This is a genomic window from Acinetobacter sp. Q186-3 (assembly GCF_013420655.1).
GTDB classification, from domain to species: Bacteria; Pseudomonadota; Gammaproteobacteria; order Pseudomonadales; family Moraxellaceae; genus Acinetobacter; species Acinetobacter indicus.
Window position 1 is genome coordinate 113,168 of the sequence record NZ_VOXS01000002.1, and the last position, 26,208, is coordinate 139,375.

Here is a 26,208-nt window from a genome sequence, read left to right on the forward strand (position 1 = left end):
AAAAGCATCACTGAGCTGCGGCGTGGGGCTACATATGACAACGAGCAAACAGAATATTTCGCCCGAAGATGAATTTTTAGGGGCAGGAAAAAGCCTGACTTATGGCTTACAGCATGTATTAACCATGTATGGCGGTATTGTGGCACCGCCGTTAATTGTCGGCACAGCGGCCGGTTTAACTGCTGCGCAAATTGGGATTTTGATTACTGCCTCATTATTTATGGGCGGACTGGCGACCCTGTTACAAACCTTAGGCGTGAAATATTTCGGGGCACGCTTGCCACTGGTACAAGGCGTGTCCTTTGCCGGCGTGGCCACCATGGTCGGTATTGCCACCACGGGTGGCGGTTTTAATGCCATTCTGGGCGCGGTGATTGCCTCCTCCTTAATCGGGTTATTGCTGGCACCTTTCTTTGCCAAGATTATCCGTTTCTTTCCACCGGTGGTGACCGGCTGTGTGATTACCATCATCGGCCTGTCTTTATTGCCGGTGGCTGTGCGCTGGATTATGGGCGGCAATAGCAATGCACCCGACTGGGGTTCTATGCAAAATATTGGTCTGGCCGCCATGACCCTGGGGATTTTGCTGCTTCTAAGCCGTTTTGGTTCTGAAACCATTCGCCGTACCGGAATTTTACTGGCAATTCTGATCGGTTCGATTCTGGCTTATGCTTTGGGTTTTGGCGATTTTTCCAAAGTGGGTGAGGGCGCATGGTTTGCCTTTCCTGACTTTTTAGCCTTTGGCGCACCGACTTTTCATCTGTCCGCAATTCTGGCCATGACCATTGTGATGGTGGTGGTCTTAACTGAAACCACGGCCGATATTATTGCGGTGGGAGATATTGTCGGTGCCAAAGTAGATGACAAGCGTATTGCCAATGGCCTGCGCGCCGATATGATTTCCTCAGCAGTAGCGCCCTTCTTTGGCACCTTTATGCAAAGTGCCTTTGCCCAGAACGTGGGACTGGTGGCGATTACCGGTGTGAAAAGCCGCTTTGTGGTAGCTGCCGGTGGCCTGATTCTGGTGATTTTGGGCCTGCTACCGATTATGGGCCGTATTATTGCTTCCATTCCTACGCCGGTATTAGGCGGCGCTGGTCTGGTCCTATTTGGTACAGTGGCGGCCAGCGGAATTCGTACTTTATCTAAACTGGACTATAGCGATCAGAAAAACCTGATTATTGTCGCGACGTCTCTGGCTGCCGGGATGATTCCAATTATTGATCATTCTTTCTATGCCCAGTTTCCAACCTGGTTTAAAACCCTGTTCCATTCGGGCATTAGCTCGACCTGTGTGATGGCGATTTTCCTGAATATCCTGTTTAACCATCTTCATTTTGGTAAAAAGACAACGGTTGAGCCAGTGTTAACCACAGTGGCCAAGCCGGAACATTAAGGCGATGAGCTGAAGCTTGCTTCAGTCGTGATTGAGATGCAATTTAAAAATGCCCGATGTAGCACATGGGGCGTTTTGTTTTGAATAATTTTCGCGAATATAAAAAATCCCCGTATCAAACGGGGATTTTTTTATCTCGGTATTTAAAGATTAAACACGCTCGATAATGGTCGCGATACCTTGACCAAGACCGATACACATGGTCGCAAGACCGATTTGGGTATCTTGTTGTTCCATCACGTTCAGCAATGTGGTGGTGATACGCGCACCTGAACAACCCAATGGGTGACCGAGTGCAATTGCACCACCGTTCAAATTCACACGATCTTGCTGATCATAAATGCCTAAGCCTTTAAGAACAGACAAACCTTGTGCAGCAAACGCTTCGTTTAATTCAAAAGTTTGAATGTCTGCAATTGACAAGCCTGCACGTTTAAGCGCTTTTTGTGTTGCAGGTACAGGGCCATAACCCATGATTGCTGCATCGCAGCCTGCAACTGCCATAGAGCGAATCACCGCACGTGGTTTTAAACCTAAAGCTTGTGCACGTTCAGCAGACATAAGCAGCATCGCAGATGCACCATCAGACAATGCTGAAGATGTTGCCGCAGTGACCGTACCGCCTTTCGGGTCAAATACAGGACGTAAAGCTTGGAACGCCTCAAGGTTGGCATCTGGACGGATCACTTCGTCGATGTCGCATAGCTGTTTAAAGCCATTTGCGTCATGACCTTCAATGCCAATGATTTCGTTTTTAAAACGACCTTCTTGTGTTGCAGCCCATGCACGACGATGTGATTCCACACCAAAGGCATCTTGCTCTTCACGCGAAATACCGTTCATGCGACCCAACATTTCAGCAGTTAAACCCATCATGTTTGATGCTTTGGCATAGTGCTTCGATGCAGCAGGGTTGATGTCGATACCGTGCATCATGCCCACATGGCCCATGTGCTCTACACCACCAATGATGAAAATATCACCCTGATTGGTTGCAATTTGTGCTGCAGCCGTGTGGATTGCTTGCATTGAAGAACCACACAGACGGTTTACAGTTTGACCCGCTACTGTTTTTGGAAGATCAGCCAATAAAGCAATATTACGACCAATGTTCATACCTTGTTCTAGGGTTTGGTTAACACAGCCCCAGATCACATCTTCAACTTCGTTGACATCAAACTGGTTACGAGCAACTAAAGCACGAACCAATTCAGCCGATAGACTGTCAGCACGTACATTGCGGAACATACCGTTTTTGGTTTTACCCATTGCAGAACGTACGCCATCAACGATGACAACGTCACGTGGATTTAAAGTAGCCATTCACGTTGCTCCTTAACCGTAGAATTTTTTGTTGTTAGCAGCCATGTCACGCAACATTTGTGGCGCTTCATAAGCTTTTCCTAAGTGTGCATATTTGTCGCAAAGCGCAACGTATTCAGCAACACCTGTTTGGTCGATATAACGGCATGGGCCACCACGGAATGGAGGGAAGCCTACACCCATGATCATCGCCATATCGGCTTCAGATGGTGTTGCGACAATGTTGTCTTCCAGGCAACGAACCGTTTCGTTACAGAACGCCAGCATCATACGGTCAATGATTTCTTGTGCATCAAATTCGCGTTTTTCAGATGTTGCCACAGATGCCACAAGCTCGTATGCAGTTGGATCAACCACTTTGGCTTTCTTGCCTTTGCGATCCAATTCATATTTGTAGAAACCAACGTCATTTTTTTGACCAAGACGTTTGTTTTCATACATCACCTGGATTGAGCCTTTATAGTCAGGCTTCATGCGGTCAGGGAAACCTTCTGCCATAACTTCTGCACCGTGAACGCCCGTGTCGATACCGACAACGTCAATTAAGTATGCAGGACCCATTGGCCAGCCGAATTTTTCCATGACTTTGTCGACTTGCTGGAAGTCCGCACCATCTTTCAGTAACAGATCAAATGCACCGAAGTAAGGGAACAATACGCGGTTCACCAAGAAGCCCGGGCAGTCGTTCACAACAATTGGTGTTTTACCCATTTTCTGAGCAAGCACCACAGTAGTCGCAATCGCTTCAGGTGAAGTTTTTTCACCACGAATCACTTCTACCAATGGCATCATGTGCACTGGGTTAAAGAAGTGCATGCCGACAAAGTTTTCTGGACGTTGTAGGTTTTCTGCCAAACGTGTAATCGAAATGGTTGATGTGTTTGACGCGATAATGGTGTTTTCACGTACTGATTTTTCAGTTTCAGCCAACACAATGCCTTTGACTTTCGGATTCTCAGTCACGGCTTCAATCACGATATCTACTTCTTTAAACTCGTCATAGCTTAAAGTTGGGCGGATACGTGCCAAAGTTTCACCCATTTTGGCAGGTGTCATTTTTTTACGTTCAACTTGTTTGGTCAGCAATTTGTTTGCTTCAGACATCCCCAATGCCAATTGTGGATTGCCAATGTCTTTCATGATAATTGGTGTGCCTTTGCTTGCCGCTTGGTAAGCAATACCGCCACCCATGATACCCGCGCCGAGTACAGCCGCTTGGTTCACAGGATGCGCACCTTTTTCATATTTTTTCGAGGTCTTCTTCACCACTTGGTCGTTGATGAACAAGCCAATCAACGCGCCTGCTTGTGGCGTTACCGCAGCTTTAGCAAAGCCTTCCGCTTCCGCTTTGAGTGCGTCATTACGTGGCAAGCTTGCACCTGCTTGTAAAGAATCAAGCATGAGTTTTGGTGCAGGGTATTGTGCAGGATTCGCTTTGGCTAATACCGCACCTTTTGCAGTGTTGAACGCCATCATTTGTTCAAGTGGGTTCAATTTCACTGGGTCTAATTTTTCTTGGCGTTTTGCTTTCCAGTCCAGACGGCCAGCTGCTGCCTGTTTAGCCAGATCAACCGCTGCTTCAGTCAGTTTGTCTGCGGCAACAACGGCATCTACTGCACCATCTTTTAATGCTGCGGCTGGTTTTTTCGGATTGGCCATTGCCATCCATTCCACCGCATTGTCGATCCCGATTAAACGACTTAAACGTACTGTACCACCAAAGCCTGGGAAGATTCCCAGCTTGATTTCTGGCAGGCCGACTTGCGCTTGTTCGGACATGACACGGTAGTCACATACCAAACACATTTCAAAACCGCCACCCAGCGCCATACCATTAATGGCAGCGACTTTAGGAATATCTAGATCTTCAAAAGCATTGAAGATGTCGTGAACAGGCAAGGCCCATTCCACAATTGCTTGTTCGCCTTGTGCGAAGTTTTCACCAAACTCAGTGATATCTGCACCCACGATGAAGGTCGATTTGCCTGAAGTGACCACCAAGCCTTTAATTTCACTATTGGCTTTGACAGCGTCAATTGCAGCTTTAAAATCTTCAATCGTTGCACGGTTAAATTTGTTGACCGACTCACCTTGTAAGTCAAAGCGGAATTCTGCAATTCCGTCCGAAAGCATTTGGACGGTAATGGCATTGCCAGCGTGGATCATGCCTGATCTCCTTTATTTTGGAGGATTTCTAAGTTGATGTTGTGAAGCGAGTGTGCATTTCCCGCACACTTCTATGCCTCGCTAATCTTACGATAACTATATCGAAAAAGAACATAACAAGTTGTATCAAGCCGTGACGCAAGGGTCATCAATTTTTCTATGCCCAATCAAGGTCTTGTTCCCTTTCTTCTCCTGCTTATTTCGCTTAAAAGCAGATGAAGTACTTGTTTCAGTTTTACTTTTTTGGCGCGGTTGCCTTCTGTTTATAACGGAAAAAGCTGCTACTGCCCATGCCGGAGTTGTGGTGTTTTGGTCAAAAAAGTCAATTTGTGTGAATGGACAGGGCATTGCAAGCACCTGAACAGCGCCAGTTTTGCAACGCTGTGTCTTAAACGCCTGGCTGATTGGCCTGGCTAAATTTGTTATACTCGCCGATATTTTGGCTTGTCTGTTGTCCCTGTACAGGGCGGCAATTTCCCGGATATTGCTATGCTTAAGTGGATTATTCTGGCCATCTTTGTCATTTCAGCGTTTTATATCCAGCAACGCGGCAAAGTTCGGCATTCGTTTTATCGTCAGTTCTTTGACCATTCGACCCTGTTCGCCCCGATTAATTTCCTGATGTACCGCTTTTCACGCGTACCGAATCAGCCCTACATCGACACCCAGCATTTTCAGGATTTAAAAGTGCTGGATGAACATTGGGAGATGATTCGCGATGAGGCCAAAGCGCTGTATGAACAAGGCGGCATTAAGGCCTCCAGCAAATATGATGATCTGGGGTTTAATTCTTTCTTTAAAACTGGCTGGAAACGCTTTTACCTGAAATGGTATGACACCGCGCATCCTTCTGCGGCCGAGCTGTGCCCGAAAACCACGGCCTTATTAAAAACCTTGCCAAGTATTAAAGCGGCAATGTTTACCGAACTGGCACCAGACAGCCGCCTGGTTCGGCACCGCGATCCGTATGCCGGTTCGCTGCGTTATCATTTGGGTTTAATGACCCCGAATGATGAGCGCTGTTTTATTGATGTCGATGGCCAGCGCTATTCATGGCGCGATGGTGAAAGTGTGGTATTTGATGAAACCTATATTCACTATGCTGAAAATGGTACCGAGCAAAACCGGATTATTTTCTTTGCCGATGTCGAGCGGCCGTTAACTACCCGTTGGATGCAAAAGTTTAATCACTGGTTTGGTAAAAAGGTGATGACGGCGGCCAGCTCACCCAATGAAGTCGGGGACCGCACTGGCGGCCTGAATAAAGCCTTTGCCTATGTTTATCAGATCCGGATTCAGGCCAAGGCCCTGAAAGCCAGAAACCGGACCCTGTATTACATTTTAAAATGGGTGCTGATGCTGGGGCTATTCTTCCTGATTTTTATACGCCCTTATCTGTTTTAAGATGATATTCTGATCTTTTGCACTCCAACCAAAACGCCCACATGGGCGTTTTTTTCTGCACGGCCCAATACAGCAGCCCCCATAAATTTTGTGTAAGATACAGACAGTAAAGGGGAAAATAATGCAGAAATTTCGTTCCAAAATTGACTGGTGGGTGCTGGCCTTTCTGATCTGTATGACCGGGCTGCTGGTGCAATTGTTGCTGACCATGCAGGCCAAAGGCACCATGCAAGCGTATCCGGTGCATACTGCGGTGTATCTGCTGACGATTGTGGTGATCTGGTGGCCGGTGTGGAATACCCGCTATCGTGTGAGCGAAGACTGCCTCACCATCCGCTGCCTGTTTGTAAGCTGGCGCATCCCATTGGCGCAGATTCAAAAAGTATCACCGACCAATAACTCGGTGGCATCTCCGGCCATGTCCTTAAAACGCTTAAAGATTGACTATCAGCAAGATGGCGTGAACAAGTTTGTGCTGGTGTCGCCGCGGCATCCGGAGCAATTCTGCGCCGCGATTAAACAGCCTTTATCGTCCTGATTCAGTGCTGGTCGCTGGGTCCGGCTGAATCAACAGCTGCTGATCCTGACAGTCCAGACACAGACTAAGCTGCTCTGGATGACTGAGGAAATACAGCGCCAGAATCGGTTCCAGTTCGGTGCGCATGCGGCGGCCCAAATGCCGGGCGCCATAGCGAATATCATGTCCCTGATAAAAGTAGGCTTTGGCGGCATCGGTCAGCTGTACCTGACGCTTCTGATGCTGCAGGCGTTTGTTCAGTTTTTCCAGTTCAATCTCGACCAGTTGCGGCAGGGCATTTTCCTGGACCGGCGCATAATGCAGGGTCCGGTCAATCCGGTTGAGAAATTCCGGATCAAAACGGCGCTGCATCACCTTTTCAATAATCTGTCTGGCCGGCAGACGTTTTAGACAGAGGTCCTGCATTTTTTTCGGGAACAGATTCAGCTTGTCCAGATATTGCTGCGCAGCTTGGGCACCGACATTACTGGTCATGAAAATCATGCAATTGCGAAAGTCGATGGTTTTGGTGCCAGAAGTCAGGGTCAGTTTGCCGGTGTCCAGCACATTCATTAGCCCGCGCAGTACTTCAGTCGAGGCTTTTTCCAGTTCATCAAACAGCACAATGCCGGGGCGGGTGTGACTGCCTGCAATCGCAGTTTCATCAAACAGGCTATGGCCTTCTTTGGAGCCAACATAGCCCGGCGGTGCACCGGTGAGTGCTGCTGCATAATGTTCCTGTGCCAGCGTGTTCATATCAATCCGGCAAAAAGCATCCGGGCGGCCATAAATCGCTTCACTGATCAGCCGGACAGTTTCAGTTTTACCGACGCCAGTTGGCCCCAGCATTAGCGTCACCGACAGCGGACGTTCCGGGCTGGAAAAATCTGCCTTGACCACATGCAGCATTTTTTCAATTTCATTTAAGGCTGTGTCCTGTCCAATAATCCGGGTTCTGAGCAGCTGCATCACTTCACGCGGTTCAAAATGAAAGCGCGGTTTGCCAATCAGGCGGTCTTTTTCCGATGTCGCATGTGTTGAGGTGGTCGGCTGAATAATATGCATGGCAGAGTGGACGGTGTGCATAAACTGAATCCTGAGCGGGACAAGCTGTTCAGCATAGCAAAATTTGTCTGTGGCACTAAGACTTTGTAGCAATCATGTCATTTCTGCCGGCATGCTTGCGCGGCAATGCTTGAAAATAGCAGAATCACCATCACATCATGCTAGAGCAGACGAGATCGATAAATAGGCTGAATGTGAACGAAAACGCACGCGAACATATTGTCAAAATTCTGGCCAATATGACCACCTTGCCCGGTATTTACCGCATGCTGGGTAAAGATGGGGAACTGTTATATGTGGGCAAGGCCAAGAATCTTAAAAATCGCGTGTCCAGCTATTTCGTAAAAACCATCGAACATCCGAAAACCCAGGCGCTGGTTGCGCGGATTTATGATATTGAAACGCTGGTGGTACGCTCTGAAACCGAAGCCTTGCTGCTGGAACAGAACCTGATCAAGCTGCATCGGCCGCCGTATAACATCATGCTGCGCGATGACAAATCTTATGTCTATATTTTTGTCTCCAGTGACAAGCCTTATCCGCGGATTGCCAGTGGCCGTGGCAAAGGCAAGCATCAGGTGGGTAAATTTTTCGGGCCTTATCCAAGTGCCTACAACGCCCGTGATACCTTAATTGTGCTGCAAAAGCTATTTAATGTGCGCCAGTGCGAAAACAGCTATTTTTCCCAGCGCAAACGTCCCTGCCTGCAATATCAGATCAAACGCTGTTCGGCGCCTTGTGTCGGGCTGATTTCACCGGAAGCCTACCAGGAAGATGTGCAGAACTCGATCCGTTTTTTACAGGGCGATACCCGTGAACTGAATCAGGAACTGATTGCCAAAATGGAAGCCGCGGCTGAAGCACTGGAATTTGAAAAAGCGGTGTTTTATCGGGACCGAATGGCCTTGCTGCGCGATGTACAGGCACAGCAGGCAATTTATAAGGTCAAAGGCGAAGCCGATATTCTGGCAATTGCCTATCAGGCCGGGGTGACCTGTGTGCAGATTATGCATGTGCGCAATGGCAAGATGCTGGGCGGGAAAAGCTATTTTCCGGATATGCTCGGAGATGATCAGGGCCAGATGCTGTCCGATTTTATCGCCAACTTCTATTTTCAGGTCGCCGATGAAGTACCGGCCGAGCTGATTGTGAATGTGGAACTGCCAGATGCCAAAGAGCTGGAGCAGGCGCTACAGCAGCAGTTTCAGCAGAAAGTCCAGATCAAGCACAAAGTCCGCGAAACCCGGGCCGAATGGCAAGAACTGGCACAAATGAACGTGCAACACGCGATTAAAGGCAAGCTGGCCAATCACTTCGAGCTGAATGAGCGTTTTCATCAGCTGGAGCAGGTGGTGGGGCGTCCTATTGACCGGATTGAATGTTTTGATATTTCCCACACCATGGGCGAAGCGACCGTGGCGTCTTGTGTGGTGTTTGATTCGGGCGGTGCGCGCAAACGCGATTATCGCCAGTTTTCCATCAATGACATTACCGAAGGCGATGACTATGCCGCAATGCGTCAGGCCCTGACCCGACGCTATAAAAAAGCCATGCTGCCGGATTTACTGCTGATTGATGGCGGTAAAGGCCAGCTGCATATGGCGATGGAAGTGATGCAGGAACTGGGACTGGAAGCCTTTATGGTCGGCGTGTCCAAAGGCGAGGGGCGTAAACCTGGACTGGAAACCCTGCATTTTACCGATGGCAGCAAAATCCAGCTGCCGGAAGACCATAAAGCCCTGCATCTGATTCAGCAGGTGCGGGATGAAGCACACCGTTTTGCCATTACCCGGCATCGGGCCAAACGTGATAAAAAACGCGGCAGTTCGGTGCTGGAAGTGATTCCCGGCCTGGGCCCGAAACGCCGCCGTGATTTGCTGACCCATTTTGGCGGGATTCAGGGCGTGCTAAAAGCCTCGGAAAAAGACCTGATGCTGGTACCGGGACTGGGGCAGGTCATGGCGCGGACCATCTATAAAATTCTGCACGAATAAGTCCGGCATATTTGACCTATTGGCAAAAATAGTCACTGGCCAGTATACGATTGACCATTCACATCCACACTGAAAAGCTGCAAGATGAAGCGCACTCAATAAAAAGGAAAATATATGTCGCTGCGTTCTGTATTTGCCGCAATCGAGCAGGATGAATGGATTCAGATTCCAACAGGCTGGTTACAGGGCCGAACCATCTATGGCGGACTGGTGGCCGGACTGATGATGCAGAAAGCCCTTTCGATGATTGCCGATCCGGATAAACGCCTGCTCAGTGCATCGGTGACCTTTGTCGGGCCGGTGCGGGAAGACCGGGCCAGAATCAGTGCAGAAATTTTGCGACAGGGCAAGTCGGTGACCACGCTGGAAGTGCGCTTATGGCAGGATGATGCGGTACAAAGCATCTTGCTGGCCAGCTTTGGTGCGGCGCGTGAGTCCACTATTCAGGTACAGCAGGAACCGGTGGCGCCGGATTATCCTGCACCAGCGCAGCTTAACTATTTACCGGTGCATCAGCTGATGCCGGAATGTTATCAGCAGTTTGAGGTGTGCTGGGCCGAAGGCGATTATCCGTGTACCGGCAGCCAGCAGTCCGATTTTGGCGGCTGGTGCCGCTATACGCCAGAAAAACATGCCAACCGCGACTTTACTGTGGCCGATCTGGTTACACTGATGGACATTTGGCCACCGGGTGTACTGCCTTTATTTAAAACCTTGTCACCGGCCAGTTCGCTGACCTGGCATATTACTTATGTGCATCCGATCCGCCACCAAGTGCATGATTGGTTTAAATATAAAGTGTTTACCGAGCATGCGGCAGATGGCTATTCTACTGAAACAGCACATCTTTGGGATGCTGAAAACCGGCTGATTGCCATTTCGCGGCAAACCGTAACGGTCTTTGCCTAGTGACACTTTCTGCCATTTCGTATAAAGTGAAGCCTATTAACGATGGATAAACCCTCAAAAAATATGTGCATTTAGCTCGTGCATAACGGGGAAGCATTGGCGGTGTCTATGACAACAGGTCGAATCCTGAACATTCCAAATATTTTAACTTTAGCGCGTATAGCCTTAATTCCCGTATTTTTATTGGTGGCCTACTGGCCGCCTGCCATGGGAATCCATGATCATGATGCAGGGATGACCCGGCATCTGATTCTGACCGCGATTTTTGTGATTGCTGCCGTCACTGACTGGTTTGATGGCTATCTGGCACGAACCTTAAACCAGACCTCAGCCTTTGGCCGTTTCCTGGATCCGGTGGCGGATAAACTGATGGTGGCAGCCGCCCTGATTGTCTTGGTGCAATGGCAGCCGACCATTTCCATGGCCTTTGCCGCGATTGTAATTATTTCACGTGAAATTACCGTGTCGGCCTTGCGTGAATGGATGGCAGAACTTGGCGCGCGTACCAGCGTGGCGGTCTCTACCGTCGGGAAATATAAAACTGCATTTCAGATGATTGCGATTTCCGTGTTCTTGCTGAACTGGGAGCCACTGGAATTGCTTGGTTATGCCTTACTCTATACTGCGGTGGTGCTGACTTTGTGGTCGATGTTTATTTATTTAAAAGCCGCCTGGCCGTATTTAAAACAGCCTTAAGGCAAAAAAGCTCCTGTACAGGAGCTTTTTTTATGGATTAAAAAATACAGAATCATTCCTTCATCTTTAACCGGATTGCGGTTTAACTATGGGTTTCTTCTTCTGCGTCATCTTCAAAGGTTCGGGCAATCTTTTCAATATTCAGGCTTTTGGCCATCGCATCAAAAATTTCTTTATAGACACCGTCCTGATGGTAGAGCGTGTCATGTTCGCCGTGTTCGGCAATCGCGCCTTCTTTCATGACATAGGTGTAATCGGCATCAATAATCTGCGACAGACTGTGTGAGATAATCACCACGGTACGGCCCTGTTTAATTTCATCCAGACTCTGCTTGATCTGCTCGGTGGCAATGGCATCCAGACTGGCGGTTGGTTCATCCAGAAAAATAATCGGTGGATTTTTCAGGAACATCCGCGCCAGTGCAATCCGCTGCTGCTGACCGCCCGAGAGCATCAGGGCATCACTGTCATAGCCTTGCGGGAGCTGCAAAATCTGCTCATGAATCGAGGCTTTCTGGGCGGCCTGTATCACTTCTTCCTGAGAAGCATCGGTTTTGCCATAGCGGATATTGTCAAAAATACTGCCCTGGAAAATATGGTTTTTTTGCAGCACCAGCCCGATATGGTCACGCAGGTATTGGGTGTCGATGTCTTTTAAATCCACTCCATCTAACTGAATGCTGCCCTGCTGTGGTTCATAGAATTTATCCAGCAGGCTGATCAGGGTCGATTTCCCTGCACCGGACAGGCCGACCAGTGCGGTAATCTTGTTGGGCTGAATGCACATCTCGATATTTTTTAAGGCATGATGCCCGTTCGGATAATAAAACTCGACCCCGCTTAAATTGAATTGCCCGCGAATTACCGGTTTTTGTGCACCGCTGGCTTCAATTTCATCATCGGCCTCCAGAATCTGGAAAAAGCTTTCCGAGTAGATCATGGCATCATTCACTTCATCATAAATCCGGTGCAGTGAACGGATTGGTGCCGACACGTTATTAAACAGTAGCACGTGATACATGATCATGCCGATACTCATCTGGCCATCCAGCACAAAATAGGCAGTCAGGATAATAATCAGCACAATTCCGATCTGTTCAATAAAGGTTTTCAGGCCATCAAACAGGAAGCTGGTCTGCCGGGTATGCATCTGGTTATCGGTCAGTTCCTTTTGCAGTTTTAGCTGTTTGTCCGATTCGATATGTTCCCGGTTAAAGGATTTGATCACGGTAATCGAGTTGATAATACTCAGAATACCCTGGCTTTTCCGTTCGCGGCCATCACGTAAATTGCGGCGCCAGCTGCCAAGTTTCTGGGCCTGTTTATAGGTCAGCCAGAAGTAAATGGGCACAATGGCCGAGGCCACCAGTCCGACATAGAAATTGGCCCAGTACATCAGCCCTAAGGCAATAATCGCGCTGGTAAATAACGGTAAAATATCAATAAAAAAGATTTGTACCAGCCGGGTGAGGGAGCCAATGCCGCGGTCAATCCGGGTTTGCAGCTTGCCGGCCTGATTGTTATCCTGATTAAAAAACGCCAGCCGGTAAGTCAGGAACTTCTCAATAATGCCTTGAGCCAAATCCTGCGACACAAAAATCCGCAGTTTTTCACCATAAAATTTCTGCCCGAATTGGACAAAGGCATTAATGATTTCCTTGCCCAGTAAAATGGCGCTAATGGTTATCAGAATCTGCCAGCCTTCAGCCAGCCCCTGACCGGCTTCTACCAGCCGGTTAATGCTGTCGACGGCATATTGCAGGGTCAGGGCATTGACCTGTGCGGTCAGAGAACCAATTAAAGTCAGAATCAGCGTGGCAATCACCAGCAGCCGATACGGCCGCACAAAGGGCTTGAGCTTCTGAAAGAGCTGCCATAAGTTCATAAGCAATTATTTTTTATTCTAAAACCTGTTTTTCAGTCTATGTCGATTTGGCGTGGCTCACAAGCACAGAGAATGTTTTGATTTGTGAAGCCGTTTTGGGTTTAAACTGAAGTTCCGCTTCGCAGGAAAACGCCACAATGAATCTGGAACTGTTTCCGCCCGAGCCGCGGCAGAATCTGTTGCCCTATGAGGGGATCGTGCAGGATTATGGGCTGATTCTGTCCGCTGAGGACAGTCACGCTTACTTGCAGCAATGTTTACAGCAGCTGGCCTGGCAAGCCGATGAAGTCACCTTATTTGGCAAACATTATGTCACCGCGCGGAAAATTGCCTGGTATGGTGATGAGTATTATCAGTATCGTTATTCGGGCAGTTTGAAGCAGGCGCAGCGTTGGCATCCGGCTTTGTGGCAGTTAAAACAGCAGATTGAACAGATCGTGGGACATCCATTTAATTCCTGTTTAGCCAATTTATATGCAGATGGCAGTCAGGGACTGGGCTGGCACAGTGATGATGAACCGAGTCTGGTCGCATCTCCGGGTGCAGAAACGGTGATTGCTTCTTTAAGTCTGGGTGCAACCCGTAAATTTAGCTTTAAGCACAAATACAGCGCAGCAAAAGTCGAGCTGCTGCTACAGAGTGGTCAATTAATTGTGATGCGTGGGCAGACCCAGCGCTACTGGAAGCACAGCCTGCCCAAATCCAGCCGTGTGGTGACGCCGCGAATTAATTTAACCTTTCGCTATTTTTATCCACTCTAATGCTGGTTGTGATCCAAAGGCCGGGCAGGGCAGAGATTTATCTCACCACGCTGATCTTAACAGCTGTATTTTGATAAAGATCAAGTTAAGCGTGTGGATTCAGACTTTCAACTTTCTGTTCAATCAGCGCGGCATTTTCCTGCAAAATGGCAATCAGCTTTTCGACATTGACAAATTCAAAGCGGTTTTTGGAGGCCAGTAAGGTCAGGGTGAATGGTGCTGTTTTATTGGAGAGTCTGATCGGCACCGACAAGCCGGCCAGTTGCGGTTCCAGTTCACCACTAGAATAGTAATAGCCCTGTTTTTTGATCTTTTTCATTTTGCTGATGAACTCGGCTTCATCCTGGGCAAAACCGGACTGACGGAACTGCACGGCAAAACGCTGATAATAATTCAGCATTTTCTGTTTTGGTAAATGCGCCAGCATGATTTTCGGTGACGAACCCATATACACCGGACGTGGGCAGCCGCGGCCATAGGACAGCAGATTCATATGCTGGAATACTTCATCATGCAGGTCGATACAGGCATCCTGATTCAGATAGGTCAGTACGCAGCAAAATTCGGTACGCTGCACAATATCCTGCATAAACGGAATGCTGATTTGCACCAGTGGATCGGTGGTGCGGGAAATATAATCCAGCACTGCAATTTTCGAGCCGAGGGTGTAATCGCCCGAAGTCCCACTTAAACGCTGCAATAATTCGGCCGAAACCAGTTCTTTTAAATAGCGGTAGCTGGTCGGTTTGGACAGGCCTAGTTCTTCACTGATCATATCGACATTAATCACCGGACGTGACACTGAAAATAAATTCAGAACCATCAAAATTTTGCCAAAACTCGATATTGCCATCAGCGATTACTCTACAACGTAAAAAAAGATCAATGAAAAAATCCGGTACTGACTATCATAACAGACCGGATTGAGCTGAAAACCAAGAGAAAGGGGATTTGGACGTCAACAGCGAGATTTTAAGGCTGGACGCCTTGCGGATAACGATACCAGCTTTCAATGAACAGGGCGGCCGCAATACTGTCGGCGGCAATTTTTTTACCGCGTCCCTGAGCCTGATAATGATCCAGTTCATCACGGGCTTCACGCGTGGTCAAACGCTCGTCCACCATCAGGGTTTCGATATTGGTCTGATGACGTAAACGTCGGGCAAACTTGCGCGCCCGGGTCGACAGCTCTGACTCGCTATCATCCATGTTCAGTGGCAAGCCAACCAGAAATAAATTTGGCTGATACTGTTTCACCAGTTTCAGCAGTTCATCCCAGTTTGGAATACCATCTTTCATGGGAAACAGGGCCAGCGGCGTGGCGCTTTCGATCAGGGATTGACCCACCGCCATGCCCATTTTCTGGGTGCCAAAATCGAAGGCCATAATCATGTGTGCAGCAGACTCAGGCATGGCCAATCTCTGATGCAAGCCAGGTGCGGTCAATTCCGATTTTCCGGTAGGCGGCATCCCAACGGTCGCTATAGGGCAGATTAAAAATCAGATCCATATCTGAATCGCAGATCAGCCAGTCACCACGCGAAATTTCTTCTTCCAGCTGGTTTTTACTCCAGCTGGCATAGCCGAGGGCAATCTGGTAACGGCCTACGCCTTCGTTATGGGCAATAGCATCCAGAATATCTTTGGAAGTGGTAATACAGACATTTTCACCAACCGCAATGGATGAATGCCAAGTTGGCTGGCCAGTATGCAGCACAAATCCGGCTTCCGGACGCAGCGGCCCGCCTTGCAATACTTCATGTGGATGGACATGATCGGCTTCAATATCCAGATCATTCAGTAACTCTTTAATTTGAATCCCTGCCGGACGATTGAGAATAATGCCTTGCGCCCCGTCTTCATCATGACGCGCCAAATAAATGACAGTATTCGCAAAAAAGTCATCATTTATCTCGGGTGGCGCAATAAGACAGCGATGTGTCAGATATTGTTTGGTCACCTAAGCCTTTCTCCTAAAATGTATGTTCTGATATAGATATAGGTCTTAATCATCACGTTACAAGAGGATTGCTATTTCACCAAACATTTTTTGTGGTTTTTCAGTGATTTTATGCGCCAGATTGAAACTTGAGCTGACGCAACTGCTTGGCATGCTGCAAGGTGGTTTCGCTAATTTCGACGCCACCGGTCATCCGCGCCAGTTCCAGAATCCGCTCTTCTTCTTGCAGCATTAAAATAGTACTGCTGGCCGGATCGGTCTGCTGTTTTTTCACCAGCAGGTGCTGGTCGGATTGAGCCGCAACCTGCGCCTGATGGGTAATACACAGAATTTGTACATGCTGTCCCAGACCGGCCAGTAAACGACCCACAATTTCCGCCGTACCACCACTAATCCCGACATCAATTTCGTCAAACACCAGCACTTCTGCTTCGGTTTTTTCAGCATTCATGACCTGCATCACCAGCGCAATACGCGACAGTTCACCGCCCGAAGCGACACGCGCCAGTGGTTGTGCTGGAATGCCTTTATTGGCTGTAAACAGCAGCTGGATAAAGCTTAAGCCTTCACTCGATGGCTGCTCTAAAGGCTCAAATTTAAATTCAAAATGTGCTTCTGGTAAGGCCAGCTGTTTCACCTGTTCGGTCAGCTGTTTGGCCAAAGGTCCGGCAGCTTCACGTCGAATCTGGTCTAAATGTTCGGCCTTGGACAAAAAGTCCTGATAGGACACTTCGACCTGTTCGGCCAAGGTTTCCGGATCTTCCAGCTGATGCAGCTGTTCCAGCTCGGCCTGCCAGTTGTCATATTCGGTTTTTAATAATTCTGGCTGGGTGCGATATTTACGGGCCAGACGATGGAAAATTTCCAGTTTGGAATTCAGTTCTTCCATCCGCTCCGGATCGAAACTCTGCCGGTCAATAAAATGACGCAAACTGGCGGTGGCATCTTCAATTTCACTTTGCGCATTCAGCAGGGAAGTATAAATTTCTGACAGCTGTTCACTGCGGCCGGCATGGCTTTCCAGACGCCGTAAAATCGAGGACAGTTCCTGGCTCAGGTTTGGCTCTGCTTCATCCAGCCCGTTCAGACTATAGGCACAATCCTGCATAATCGCTTCATGATGGCTTAAGCGATCAAATTCCTGTTCAATATCGGCATAATCGACCTGGACCACTTCTTCTAATTCTTCCAGCTGCAATTCCAGTGTGTCGATGCGCTGTTTACGCGTCGCCTGGGCATCCAAAGCCGCCTGATGCTGGCGAATATCTTTTTGCCACTGGCTATAGGCATCGCGTACGGCCTGGGCTGGCGCATAAAAATTGCTATAACGATCCAGCCAGTGTTTTGGATAAGGCGGTTCTAAGAGCTGCTGCTGGCTGTGCTGGCTATACAGCTGCACCAGCAAACGGCCAATTTCTTTGAGCTCAGACAGACTGCTCGGACGGCCGTTAATCCAGGCCTTGCTGCGTCCGGTGGCGAAAATTACCCGGCGTAAATGAATTTCGCCCGATTCATCATCCAGTTCCTGCTGTTTTAGCCACTCGGCTTCTGGACTACCGTCATGATAGCTGAAGGTGGCAGTGACATCGGCCTTGTCTGCGCCATAACGAACATAATTGGTGTCGGTGCGTTCGCCTAGACAGGCCGAAAGTGCATCCAGCAATAATGATTTTCCGGCACCTGTTTCCCCGGTCAGGACGTTAAAACCAGATTCAATATCAATGGCTAAACGGTCGGCTAAGGCAAAATTGATCAGGGTTAAATGTGTCAGCATAAACGCATCCAGGCTGCGAAAAGTTTGAGTTGAAGAGTGTCAGGTTGGGCAGTGCAAAGCATCGCCCTTTATTTTAAGCAACTGAAAAAACACAATCATTCTAGCTTAATTTTTGCAGAAAAATAAAACTTCTCGGTACAGAATATTCAGCGGCATGCTGTGAGCAGAGGTTCTATATCCACCATGTAGATCAAGTCGCTACTGTTGCAATCGAAAGATCAGCTGTTATCTTCATCTGAAACAGAAAACTGTGTCCAGTTTCATGTGCTTGCAATACAGCGTCGGCAGAATGTTGCATAACTTTATCTGCCAATCATCAAATTTTTTATGATTATCAGACAAGCTGAAAACGAGCAGAAAAGTGCTCACTATATTTAGAGATTCAGATGAAAATCAGTCAGATGCATAACCCGAATTGAACCAGTTCGGCGCAGGATTTGTCAGGCTGAAAATACAGATGGTCGGAGAGTGCAATGGGGGCGTTGAACTTTAGTTCATCTGCGATTAAAAGGTATTTGTACTTGCCTGAAAGTTGATTTAGACTCTCGCAAAAATGAGGTGAATTTATTCGCGTGCCAGGCAAAATGACTTGCCTGAAACGACAGGAAATAGAGTGATTTACCTTAGATGAAGATTGATTGATTAGTTCAGTAGGCAGCATTACACTACCTCAATCATAAAATATAAAAACGCGTTAGCTGGAGAATACGCATGTCAGCTCAGTTTGATCATGTATCAGTGGTAAAAAAATCCAATGTTTATTTTGGCGGGCTCTGCATTAGTCATACGGTGCAATTTGAAGATGGCACCAAAAAGACGCTGGGTGTGATTTTACCGACTGAACAAGCCTTAACTTTCGAAACGCATGTTCCTGAACGGATGGAAATTATTTCAGGTGAATGTCGTGTGCAAATCGCCGATAGTGAAGAAAGTGAGCTTTTCCGCGCTGGTCAGTCTTTTTATGTACCGGGCAACAGCCGTTTTAAGATTGAAACTGATGATGTACTGGACTACGTTTGTCATTTAGAAGGCTAAGCATTTTTAGCCCAAATCGGTTAAACTAGGCCGACACAGAAATCCTGTAAAGTTTCCTTTGCAGGATTTTTCTTTTGGATTTACAGCACAGCGTTGAGGTCATTCATGGCAAAACCAGAATATTATTATGGCGTTCATTCGGTAGAGTCATTGTTAGAACTTGAACCGGAGCGTGTATTAACCCTGTTTACCCTCAAAGGTCGTGATGACCAGCGTTTACAGCGTATTCTGGAACTGGCAGAGCCGTTTGGTATTAGCGTACAAAAAGCCAGTCGTGACAGCCTGGAAAAACTGGCCGGTTTGCCATTTCATCAGGGCGTGGTGGCTGCGGTGCGTCCGCATCCAACCTTAAATGAAAAAGATTTGGAACAGCTGTTGCAGCAGTCCAATCAGCCACTGTTACTGGCTCTGGATCAGGTCACCGATCCGCATAATCTGGGCGCCTGTATCCGTACGGCAGCAGCCATGGGTGTAGAAGCGGTGATTGTACCGCGTGACCGTTCAGCTAGCCTGACCCCAACGGCGCGTAAAGTGGCTGCTGGTGGCGCCGAGAAAGTTAAATTTATTCAGGTTACCAATCTGGCCCGTACTTTGGGGCAAATCAAAGAGCAGTTTAATGTGCGCGTGGTCGGCACCATGCTGGATGAAAAAGCCTTGCCGATCCAGAAGTTTGACTTCACCGGTACGGCGGTGTGTGTGGTGATGGGAGCCGAAGATACCGGTTTGCGCCCAATCACCCAGTCGCAGTGTGATCAAACCGTGTATATCCCGATGATGGGCAATCTGCAAAGTCTGAATGTTAGTGTGGCCACCGGCATGGCGCTGTATGAAGCCTGCCGTCAGCGTCAACCGGCTTAAGCGCTCTTTCCATCTTAATGATCAACGCACGCCAGCAAGGCTATCTGTTACTGGCCATCACCATGTGTATTTGGGGTGGCTTTACCCTGAGTACCCGTTTAAGTGCCCTGTGGGGCATTAGTGCTTGGGATCTGGTGGCCTTGCGTTTTATGCTGGCCTTTTGCCTGCTGATGCCGGTTTTGCTATATCGCAAAGATACGGCATTTTTATGGACCCGACAGTCCTTTATCCTGGCGATGATTGGCGGTGTCGGTTACTGCCTGACGGCTTATAGTGCATTTCATTTTGTGCCAGCGGCGCATGCGGCGATTTTCTTGAATGGCTGTATTCCCTTATGTACTGCACTGGCGGCCTGGTTGCTGTTTCGACAGCCCTTTGACCGGCATACCTGGATTAGTGTATTGATCATGCTGCTGGCGATTGCTGCCATGAGTCTGCTGATGTATCAGGAAACCGGTGTCACTTTCGGTTTTGGCGATCTGCTGTTTTTCCTGAGTGCCTTGTGGTGGGGCGTCTTTACGGTGCTGTTGCGGCAATGGAAGCTGTCGGCCTGGCATTCTATGGCCAGTGTAGCCATCTGGTCAGCTTTGGTGTATGTACCTATTTATTGGCTATTTTTTCCGAAAAACCTGAGTGGTCCTGAACCACTGCATTTAATTGGTCAGACCCTGTTTCATGGAATTTTTGTGGTGATTATTGCCACGCTCAGCTATGTCGAAGCGATTAAGCGTTTAGGTGCTTTTAAGGCTGGCAGTATTGTGACCTTGGCACCGTTTATTGCCGCTATTCTGGCGGTACCGTTACTGAATGAGCCATTGAGCCTGGCGATTGTTTGTGGTCTGCTTGGTATGGGCATTGGGGCGTTACAGCCTTGGCGCTGGTGGGGCCGGAAAGACAGCTTAAGCCAGCAAATCGAACGACAAAACAAGCCGTCTTAAACCGACTGCTGCTGTTGCGCCAAAGTCAGATAGTGTTGATGTAAGGGTTGAAGCTGGGCATAGAGATGCTCCAGATGACCATCATTCAGCACAATATCATCTGCCCGCTGGCGTTTGTCTGCGCGTGACATCTGTACCTGAATAATCTTGCGAATTTGTTCGATACTTTGTCCATCGCGTTGTGAGGCGCGTTGAATCTGCAGTTCTTCAGAGGCATCAATTAACAGGTTGCGCTGGGTCAGTTCATGCTGGTTGCTTTCAAATAACAGTGGAGACACCAGCACCACATAGGCACTGCGGGCTGCCTGTAACTGCTGGATGATCGACTGGCGAATGGCCGGATGGGTAATCGCTTCCAGGGTTTTGCGTGCTGCCGGTTCTTTAAAAATATGCTCGCGTAAGGCACGGCGGTTGAGCTCGCCATTGAGCAGGACCCAGTCGCCAAAGGCCTGATGAATCTGGGTCAGGGCCGGCTGGCCTGGCTCAACCACTTCACGTGCCACCACATCTGCATCGACCACCACAATGCCTTGAGTTTCAAACCAGTGACTTGCTGCCGATTTGCCGCTGCCAATGCCGCCAGTTAAACCCAAAACAAATGTCATCCTGTTGTCCTTATTGACCTAAATAAAGCTTCATGATTGCATCACCCCACAAAAAGGCGATCCAGCCGGCAATGGCAATATAAGGGCCAAAGGCAAAAGGCTGGTTCTCTTTGCGGATTTTCAGCAAAATAATGCCAATGATTGCACCAACCAGAGAAGATAGCAACACAATCAGCGGCAGCATCAGCGGGCCCATCCAGGCACCTAAGGCGGCCAGCAATTTAAAATCGCCATAGCCCATACCTTCTTTGCCAGTCACCAGCTTAAACAGGTAATACACCACCCACAGACATAAAAAGCCAATGATATATCCCCAAATGGCAGAGCTAGCGGAGGTGTACAGGGCATAGCTGTTCACCCCCAAGCCGAGTGCAGCCAGGGGGAGGGTATAGCGGTCAGGCAGCAGCTGGGTGTCAAAATCAATAAAGGTCAGGGCAATTAACACATAGGTCAACACCAGGCCAAACAGCATTTGCAGGGTCGGGCCAAAAACCGCGACTACGGTTAAGGCACACACTGCGGTCAGCAGTTCAATAAAAGGATAACGAATACTGATCGGGTTTTGGCATTGGCCACATTTGCCACGTAGAAGCAGCCAGCTGATTACTGGAATATTCTGATACCAGCGAATCGGGCTGTGGCATTTCGGACAGGTCGAGGCTGGCTGACTGAGGCTGATTTTGCTTTCATCAATGATGGCCTGTTCAGGATGCAGCAGCATTTGACAGTCATTGCGCCATTCCTGTTCCATCATTTTTGGCGTGCGGTAAATCACCACATTCAGAAAACTGCCAATACATAAACTAAAAATCCCAACTACGAAATACAGCGCAGTTGGGTGTTGAATCAGATAATGAATGAATTCTTGCATTAAACCACAGAGCCCATTTGGAAGATTGGGAGATACATCGCGACCACCAGACCGCCGACCAGAATCCCGAGAACGGCCATAATCAGTGGTTCCATCATCGAGGTTAAGCCATCGACGGCGTTATCGACTTCGTTTTCGTAGTGAGTAGCGACTTTATCCAGCATCGCATCCAGCGCACCGGATTCTTCACCAATCGCAACCATCTGCACGGCCATGGATGGGAATTTATCCGTGACCCGCATGGCAAACTGCAACTGCTGACCGGTGGCGACATCTTCACGGATTTTCATTACTGCTTCTTCATAAACCACGTTGTTGGTGGCGCCGGCAGTAGATTCCAGTGCATCAATTAAGGGAACACCGGCAGCAAAGGTGGTGGCCAGGGTACGACTATAACGCGCGATAATCGCCTTATACACCAGATCACCAAAAATTGGTGCTCTCAGGGCGGCTTTGTCCAGCAGGTCACGGAATTTCTTGCTGCGTTTCTTGGCTTCCAGAAAAGCTGCAATCGCAAAGCCGACCACAATAATCAGCACAAACCAGTATTTCTGGGTCCACTGCGACATATTCACCACCATTTTGGTGAAGGCTGGTAAGTCGGCACCAAAAGAGGTGAAGAGTTCTTCAAACACCGGTACCACTTTGACCATCAGGATAATGGTGACAATCACCGCCACCACAATCACCGTTGCCGGGTATTTCATGGCTTTCTTGATTTTTTGTTTGAGTAATTCGCTCTTTTCTTTATAGATCGCTACCCGGTCCAGCATAGTTTCTAGAGCACCCGACTGTTCACCCGATTCAACCAGCGAGCAAAACAGATTATCGAAATGTTGCGGATATTTACGCAGTGCACCAGCAAAGGTATTGCCCCCTTCGACTTCGCCTTTAATCCCCAATACCACTTCACGCATGGCCGGGTTTTCCAGACCTTCAGCCACAATTTCAAAGCTTTGCACCAGCGGTACACCGGCTTTCATCATGGTCGCCAGCTGGCGGGTAAAAATCGTGATGTCCAGGGTCGAGACTTTTTTCTTCATCAAGCCTTCAAGAATATTTTTCTTCTTCTGGCGGATGGTTTTGATGGTGATCCCTTGCTTGCGCAACGTGACCTTGGCCAGCGCCATATTACGTGCTGGCAGTTCCCCTTTAAGTTTTGCCCCTTTGCGGTCAATCCCTTCATAAATAAAGGTGGGCATCATCTGTGCTTTTTTGACAGCCATGCGTGTTTATCCTTATTTTAAATGCTTCATCTATTCGCTGGTCACACGATTCACTTCCTGTAAAGAAGTGACCCCCTGCATGACCTTGATTAATCCTGAACGGCGTAAATTGTTAAACCCGGATTTTGCCGAGGCTGCTGCAATTTGCAAGGCATTGCCATCTTCCATAATAATGCGTGAGATTTCCGGGGTGACTTTCATTACTTCATAGACCCCGACACGGCCTTTATAACCTTCACGACATTCCGGGCAGCCAACCGGCTGATACAGCTGGAACTCTGGCTGGTTTAAATCTTCTTCGGTAAAACCGAGTTCCAAGAGGCTCTGGCGTGGAATCTCCACCGGGGCCTTGCATTTCTGGCAGAGACGACGTGCCAGACGCTGGGCAATCACCAGGTTCACCGAGGTGGCGATGTTAAATGAGGGGACGCCCATGTTGCGTAAACGGGTCAGGGTTTCGGGTGCACTGTTGGTGTGCAGCGTCGACATGACCATGTGACCGGTTTGTGCGGCTTTAATGGCAATTTCTGCAGTTTCCAGATCACGGATCTCACCGACCATGACAATATCTGGATCCTGGCGCAGGAATGATTTTAGTGCTGCGGCAAAGGTCAGACCCACTTTCGGGTTGACGTTGACCTGATTGATGCCTTCCAGGTTAATTTCCACCGGATCTTCGGCGGTAGAAATATTGGTGTCTTCGCGGTTGAGAATGTTTAAGCCGGTATATAAAGATACGGTTTTACCGGAACCGGTCGGGCCGGTGATCAGCAACATGCCTTGTGGTTTGTCCAGCGCCTCCATAAACAGCTCTTTTTGCTCCGGTTCATAACCAAGTGCATCAATCCCCAGCATGGCGCTAGATGGATCGAGGATACGCAGTACGATTTTTTCTCCAAACAGGGTCGGCAATGAGTTGACACGGAAGTCGATGGCTTTGTTTTTTGACAGCTTGAGCTTGATCCGGCCATCCTGCGGAATACGTTTTTCCGAGATGTCCATTTGTGACATAACTTTTAAACGTGAGGCGAGGCGTGTGGCCAGCTGTAACGGAGGATTGGCAATCTGGCGCAGTACGCCGTCAATCCGGTAACGGACCCGGTAGCTTTTTTCATAAGGCTCGAAGTGTAAATCCGAGGCACCCATACGGATTGCATCGACCAGTAACTTGTTAATATATTTGACGATTGGGGCTTCATCGCCTTGTGGCTCATCGTTATCTTCTTGTGTTTCGGGAGCGTTGTCGCCAACTTCTAGATCAAAGTCTTCATCAAAGTCAAAGGTGCTGTCTTCGGTAAAGTTCTGTTCAATCAGCCGTTCCAGCTTGTCATGCTCAACAATCACCACTTCAATATTCAGCTTGCTGTTAAAGCGGATCGCATCAATGGCTTCGATATTGGTTGGGTTACTGGTAGCAATATAAAGCTGATTGTGACGTCGGAAAATGGGCAGAATTCGGTATTTGGTGAACAGTTTTTCATCCAGACCTTCACGTACAATCAGACGCGAATCGTACACCGCCAAGTCAAAAATCGGTTCACCAAATTCATAGGAAATTTTTTCAGCAATGGTCAGCGGTGAAATCTGCAACTGCTGAATTAAATACGGCACAATATCGGTCTCGGCTTTTTTCGCCGCGACAATGGCTTGCTGCATATTTTCAGCCGTCACAAGCCCTTCTTCGACCAGTCGCCGAATAAAACCTGTAAATCTAGGCATTGCTTGTTGTACTGACATTCCCCAACGTCCTTAAAAAAAATCAAAAAAGTTTGTTTATAATTGGTATCACAAAATTATACTTTTGTTGCATAAAAATACCATATCTGAAAATGATGTCACCACCTAAGTATCCCCTAAAAGCATGAACCAGTCGCAATTAATCGGCAAAGATTTTTGTTAAGCCGATGTTCAGATGGGCCTATTTAGACTGCAAATCTAAAAATGCCGCAACAAATTGTTCTGTCCTGAATCGATTTACGTGTAGAATGTGCGCGATTGAAACATAGGTATTTGAATAGGTATTGTATGTCGGGTTCGGCGATTACGCCTTGGGTGATTGGCAATTGGAAAATGAACCCAGTGCAAGCAGAAGCGCAACAGCTGGTTTCAGAATTTAAAACATTATTAGAACAGCAGGCCATTGATGCCGCACAGTGTCATTTAGGGGTTGCGCCAGTTGCAATCGCATTGGGCAGTGTTCAGGAACAGCTGAAAACTGCGGTACGTCCGGTGTATACCGTGGCACAAGATGTTTCACGTATTGCTGGTTTAGGTGCTTATACTGGTGAGGTGAGTGCCGAGCTATTAAAAGACAGCCAGATTGGCTTTGTACTGGTCGGTCATTCAGAACGCCGTGAAATTTTTGCTGAAAATGTGCAAATTCTAAATGCAAAAATTCAAAATGCACTGGCAGCCGGTCTGACCGTAATTTACTGTGTCGGTGAAAGCCTGCAGCAGCGTGAAAGTGGCCAGGCCGAGCAGGTGGTGTTACAGCAGATTTGTGACATTGCAGCAGTGGTTGAGGCAGAGCAGTGGCAGAATATTGTAATTGCCTATGAGCCAATCTGGGCGATTGGTACCGGTAAAACCGCTTCGCCTGAAGATGCACAGGCCATGCATGCCAAAATTCGTGAAGGTCTGACCCAGCTGACCAGCTATGGTCCGCAAATGGCTATTCTGTACGGTGGTAGTGTTAAGCCGGAAAATGCAGTAGAGTTAGCAGCCTGCCCAGATATTAATGGCGCGCTGGTCGGCGGTGCTTCTTTAAATGCGGCATCGTTCCATCAAATTGCGCAGGCCTTTGCCAATACACAATAATTAGGAGT

The 26,208-nt window shown here is 48.3% G+C and carries 23 protein-coding genes; 11 read left to right on the forward strand and 12 right to left on the reverse strand.

Annotated elements, in window-relative coordinates:
- The first annotated feature begins 34 nt into the window (after positions 1-34).
- Positions 35-1,396 carry a nucleobase:cation symporter-2 family protein gene (locus tag FTT64_RS02290; protein WP_168396661.1) on the forward strand — a complete coding sequence of 454 codons (1,362 nt, stop codon included), beginning with the start codon at positions 35-37 and terminating at the stop codon, positions 1,394-1,396.
- Between the two features lie 150 nt (positions 1,397-1,546).
- Here the strand turns inward: FTT64_RS02290 and fadA are convergent, their stop codons facing one another.
- Together fadA and fadB are read right to left on the reverse strand one after the other, a co-directional pair.
- On the reverse strand, positions 1,547-2,719 hold the full coding sequence (fadA, locus tag FTT64_RS02295; RefSeq protein ID WP_004975824.1) for an acetyl-CoA C-acyltransferase FadA: 1,173 nt from the start codon (positions 2,717-2,719) through the stop codon (positions 1,547-1,549).
- A gap of 12 nt (positions 2,720-2,731) precedes the next feature.
- Positions 2,732-4,885, reverse strand: a complete 2,154-nt coding sequence (fadB, locus tag FTT64_RS02300; RefSeq protein ID WP_168396662.1) for a fatty acid oxidation complex subunit alpha FadB — start codon at positions 4,883-4,885, stop codon at positions 2,732-2,734.
- A 489-nt stretch (positions 4,886-5,374) separates the two neighbouring features.
- Here fadB and lpxO point away from each other — a divergent pair, with 489 nt between their 5' ends.
- Both lpxO and FTT64_RS02310 read left to right on the forward strand, forming a co-directional pair.
- Complete coding sequence (gene lpxO / locus FTT64_RS02305; RefSeq protein ID WP_104471810.1) at positions 5,375-6,289, forward strand: lipid A hydroxylase LpxO; 915 nt, start codon at positions 5,375-5,377, stop codon at positions 6,287-6,289.
- Between the two features lie 121 nt (positions 6,290-6,410).
- A complete protein-coding gene (locus tag FTT64_RS02310) occupies positions 6,411-6,827 on the forward strand; it encodes a PH domain-containing protein (RefSeq protein ID WP_168396663.1) in 417 nt (138 codons plus the stop codon).
- Here FTT64_RS02310 and FTT64_RS02315 read toward each other — a convergent pair.
- Positions 6,816-7,892, reverse strand: a complete 1,077-nt coding sequence (locus FTT64_RS02315; protein ID WP_168370327.1) for an AAA family ATPase — start codon at positions 7,890-7,892, stop codon at positions 6,816-6,818. The two genes, FTT64_RS02310 and FTT64_RS02315, sit on opposite strands and share 12 nt — an antisense overlap.
- Before the next feature lie 173 nt (positions 7,893-8,065).
- Between FTT64_RS02315 and uvrC the strand changes: the two genes are divergently transcribed.
- From uvrC to pgsA, 3 genes are all read left to right on the forward strand, one after another.
- Positions 8,066-9,865, forward strand: coding sequence for an excinuclease ABC subunit UvrC (uvrC, locus tag FTT64_RS02320; protein ID WP_005181732.1), 1,800 nt, complete (start codon positions 8,066-8,068; stop codon positions 9,863-9,865).
- Positions 9,866-9,979: 114 nt separating this feature from the next.
- Positions 9,980-10,774 carry a thioesterase family protein gene (locus FTT64_RS02325; protein ID WP_168383612.1) on the forward strand — a complete coding sequence of 265 codons (795 nt, stop codon included), beginning with the start codon at positions 9,980-9,982 and terminating at the stop codon, positions 10,772-10,774.
- Positions 10,775-10,882: 108 nt separating this feature from the next.
- Positions 10,883-11,470 carry a CDP-diacylglycerol--glycerol-3-phosphate 3-phosphatidyltransferase gene (pgsA, locus tag FTT64_RS02330; protein ID WP_034598126.1) on the forward strand — a complete coding sequence of 196 codons (588 nt, stop codon included), beginning with the start codon at positions 10,883-10,885 and terminating at the stop codon, positions 11,468-11,470.
- Between the two features lie 82 nt (positions 11,471-11,552).
- Here the strand turns inward: pgsA and FTT64_RS02335 are convergent, their stop codons facing one another.
- Positions 11,553-13,355: an ABC transporter ATP-binding protein gene (locus FTT64_RS02335; protein WP_005181751.1), complete on the reverse strand. Its 1,803-nt coding sequence runs from the start codon at positions 13,353-13,355 to the stop codon at positions 11,553-11,555.
- A gap of 137 nt (positions 13,356-13,492) precedes the next feature.
- Here FTT64_RS02335 and FTT64_RS02340 point away from each other — a divergent pair, with 137 nt between their 5' ends.
- Positions 13,493-14,116, forward strand: a complete 624-nt coding sequence (locus FTT64_RS02340) for an alpha-ketoglutarate-dependent dioxygenase AlkB (RefSeq protein WP_168396665.1) — start codon at positions 13,493-13,495, stop codon at positions 14,114-14,116.
- An 85-nt stretch (positions 14,117-14,201) separates the two neighbouring features.
- On the opposite strand, the gene FTT64_RS02345 is transcribed toward FTT64_RS02340, so the two are convergent.
- The 4 genes from FTT64_RS02345 to recN all read right to left on the reverse strand — a co-directional run bounded on the left by FTT64_RS02345 (position 14,202) and on the right by recN (position 17,850).
- Entirely contained in the window at positions 14,202-14,969 is a 768-nt protein-coding gene (locus FTT64_RS02345; RefSeq protein ID WP_005181757.1) for an IclR family transcriptional regulator, read from the reverse strand.
- A 119-nt stretch (positions 14,970-15,088) separates the two neighbouring features.
- Positions 15,089-15,529: a Holliday junction resolvase RuvX gene (gene ruvX, locus FTT64_RS02350; RefSeq protein WP_005181760.1), complete on the reverse strand. Its 441-nt coding sequence runs from the start codon at positions 15,527-15,529 to the stop codon at positions 15,089-15,091.
- The gene (locus FTT64_RS02355; protein ID WP_005181761.1) at positions 15,522-16,076 is read right to left on the reverse strand and encodes a YqgE/AlgH family protein; all 555 of its coding nucleotides are present in this window, start codon (positions 16,074-16,076) and stop codon (positions 15,522-15,524) included. Before FTT64_RS02355 ends, ruvX begins: the two co-directional genes overlap by 8 nt.
- A 109-nt stretch (positions 16,077-16,185) precedes the next feature.
- Entirely contained in the window at positions 16,186-17,850 is a 1,665-nt protein-coding gene (gene recN / locus FTT64_RS02360; RefSeq protein ID WP_168396666.1) for a DNA repair protein RecN, read from the reverse strand.
- A 711-nt stretch (positions 17,851-18,561) separates the two neighbouring features.
- Between recN and FTT64_RS02365 the strand changes: the two genes are divergently transcribed.
- The 3 genes from FTT64_RS02365 (at position 18,562) to FTT64_RS02375 (ending at position 20,681) form a co-directional block, all read left to right on the forward strand.
- Entirely contained in the window at positions 18,562-18,885 is a 324-nt protein-coding gene (locus FTT64_RS02365) for a pyrimidine/purine nucleoside phosphorylase (protein WP_005181767.1), read from the forward strand.
- Positions 18,886-18,990: 105 nt separating this feature from the next.
- A complete protein-coding gene (gene rlmB, locus FTT64_RS02370; protein WP_005181769.1) occupies positions 18,991-19,743 on the forward strand; it encodes a 23S rRNA (guanosine(2251)-2'-O)-methyltransferase RlmB in 753 nt (250 codons plus the stop codon).
- Between the two features lie 17 nt (positions 19,744-19,760).
- On the forward strand, positions 19,761-20,681 hold the full coding sequence (locus FTT64_RS02375; RefSeq protein ID WP_168396667.1) for a DMT family transporter: 921 nt from the start codon (positions 19,761-19,763) through the stop codon (positions 20,679-20,681).
- Here FTT64_RS02375 and coaE read toward each other — a convergent pair.
- The 4 genes from coaE to pilB are packed head-to-tail and all read right to left on the reverse strand — an operon-like array spanning position 20,678 to position 25,120.
- Positions 20,678-21,286 (reverse strand): dephospho-CoA kinase, encoded by a 609-nt coding sequence (gene coaE, locus FTT64_RS02380; protein WP_005181773.1) that lies wholly within the window; start codon positions 21,284-21,286, stop codon positions 20,678-20,680. The genes FTT64_RS02375 and coaE overlap by 4 nt on opposite strands.
- Before the next feature lie 10 nt (positions 21,287-21,296).
- The gene (locus FTT64_RS02385; RefSeq protein ID WP_005181774.1) at positions 21,297-22,157 is read right to left on the reverse strand and encodes an A24 family peptidase; all 861 of its coding nucleotides are present in this window, start codon (positions 22,155-22,157) and stop codon (positions 21,297-21,299) included.
- Positions 22,157-23,383 carry a type II secretion system F family protein gene (locus FTT64_RS02390; protein WP_016659656.1) on the reverse strand — a complete coding sequence of 409 codons (1,227 nt, stop codon included), beginning with the start codon at positions 23,381-23,383 and terminating at the stop codon, positions 22,157-22,159. Before FTT64_RS02390 ends, FTT64_RS02385 begins: the two co-directional genes overlap by 1 nt.
- 30 nt (positions 23,384-23,413) lie before the next feature.
- Complete coding sequence (gene pilB, locus FTT64_RS02395) at positions 23,414-25,120, reverse strand: type IV-A pilus assembly ATPase PilB (RefSeq protein ID WP_016659655.1); 1,707 nt, start codon at positions 25,118-25,120, stop codon at positions 23,414-23,416.
- 288 nt (positions 25,121-25,408) lie between these two features.
- Between pilB and tpiA the strand changes: the two genes are divergently transcribed.
- Positions 25,409-26,200: a triose-phosphate isomerase gene (gene tpiA, locus FTT64_RS02400; RefSeq protein ID WP_005181780.1), complete on the forward strand. Its 792-nt coding sequence runs from the start codon at positions 25,409-25,411 to the stop codon at positions 26,198-26,200.
- Positions 26,201-26,208: the final 8 nt, after the last annotated feature.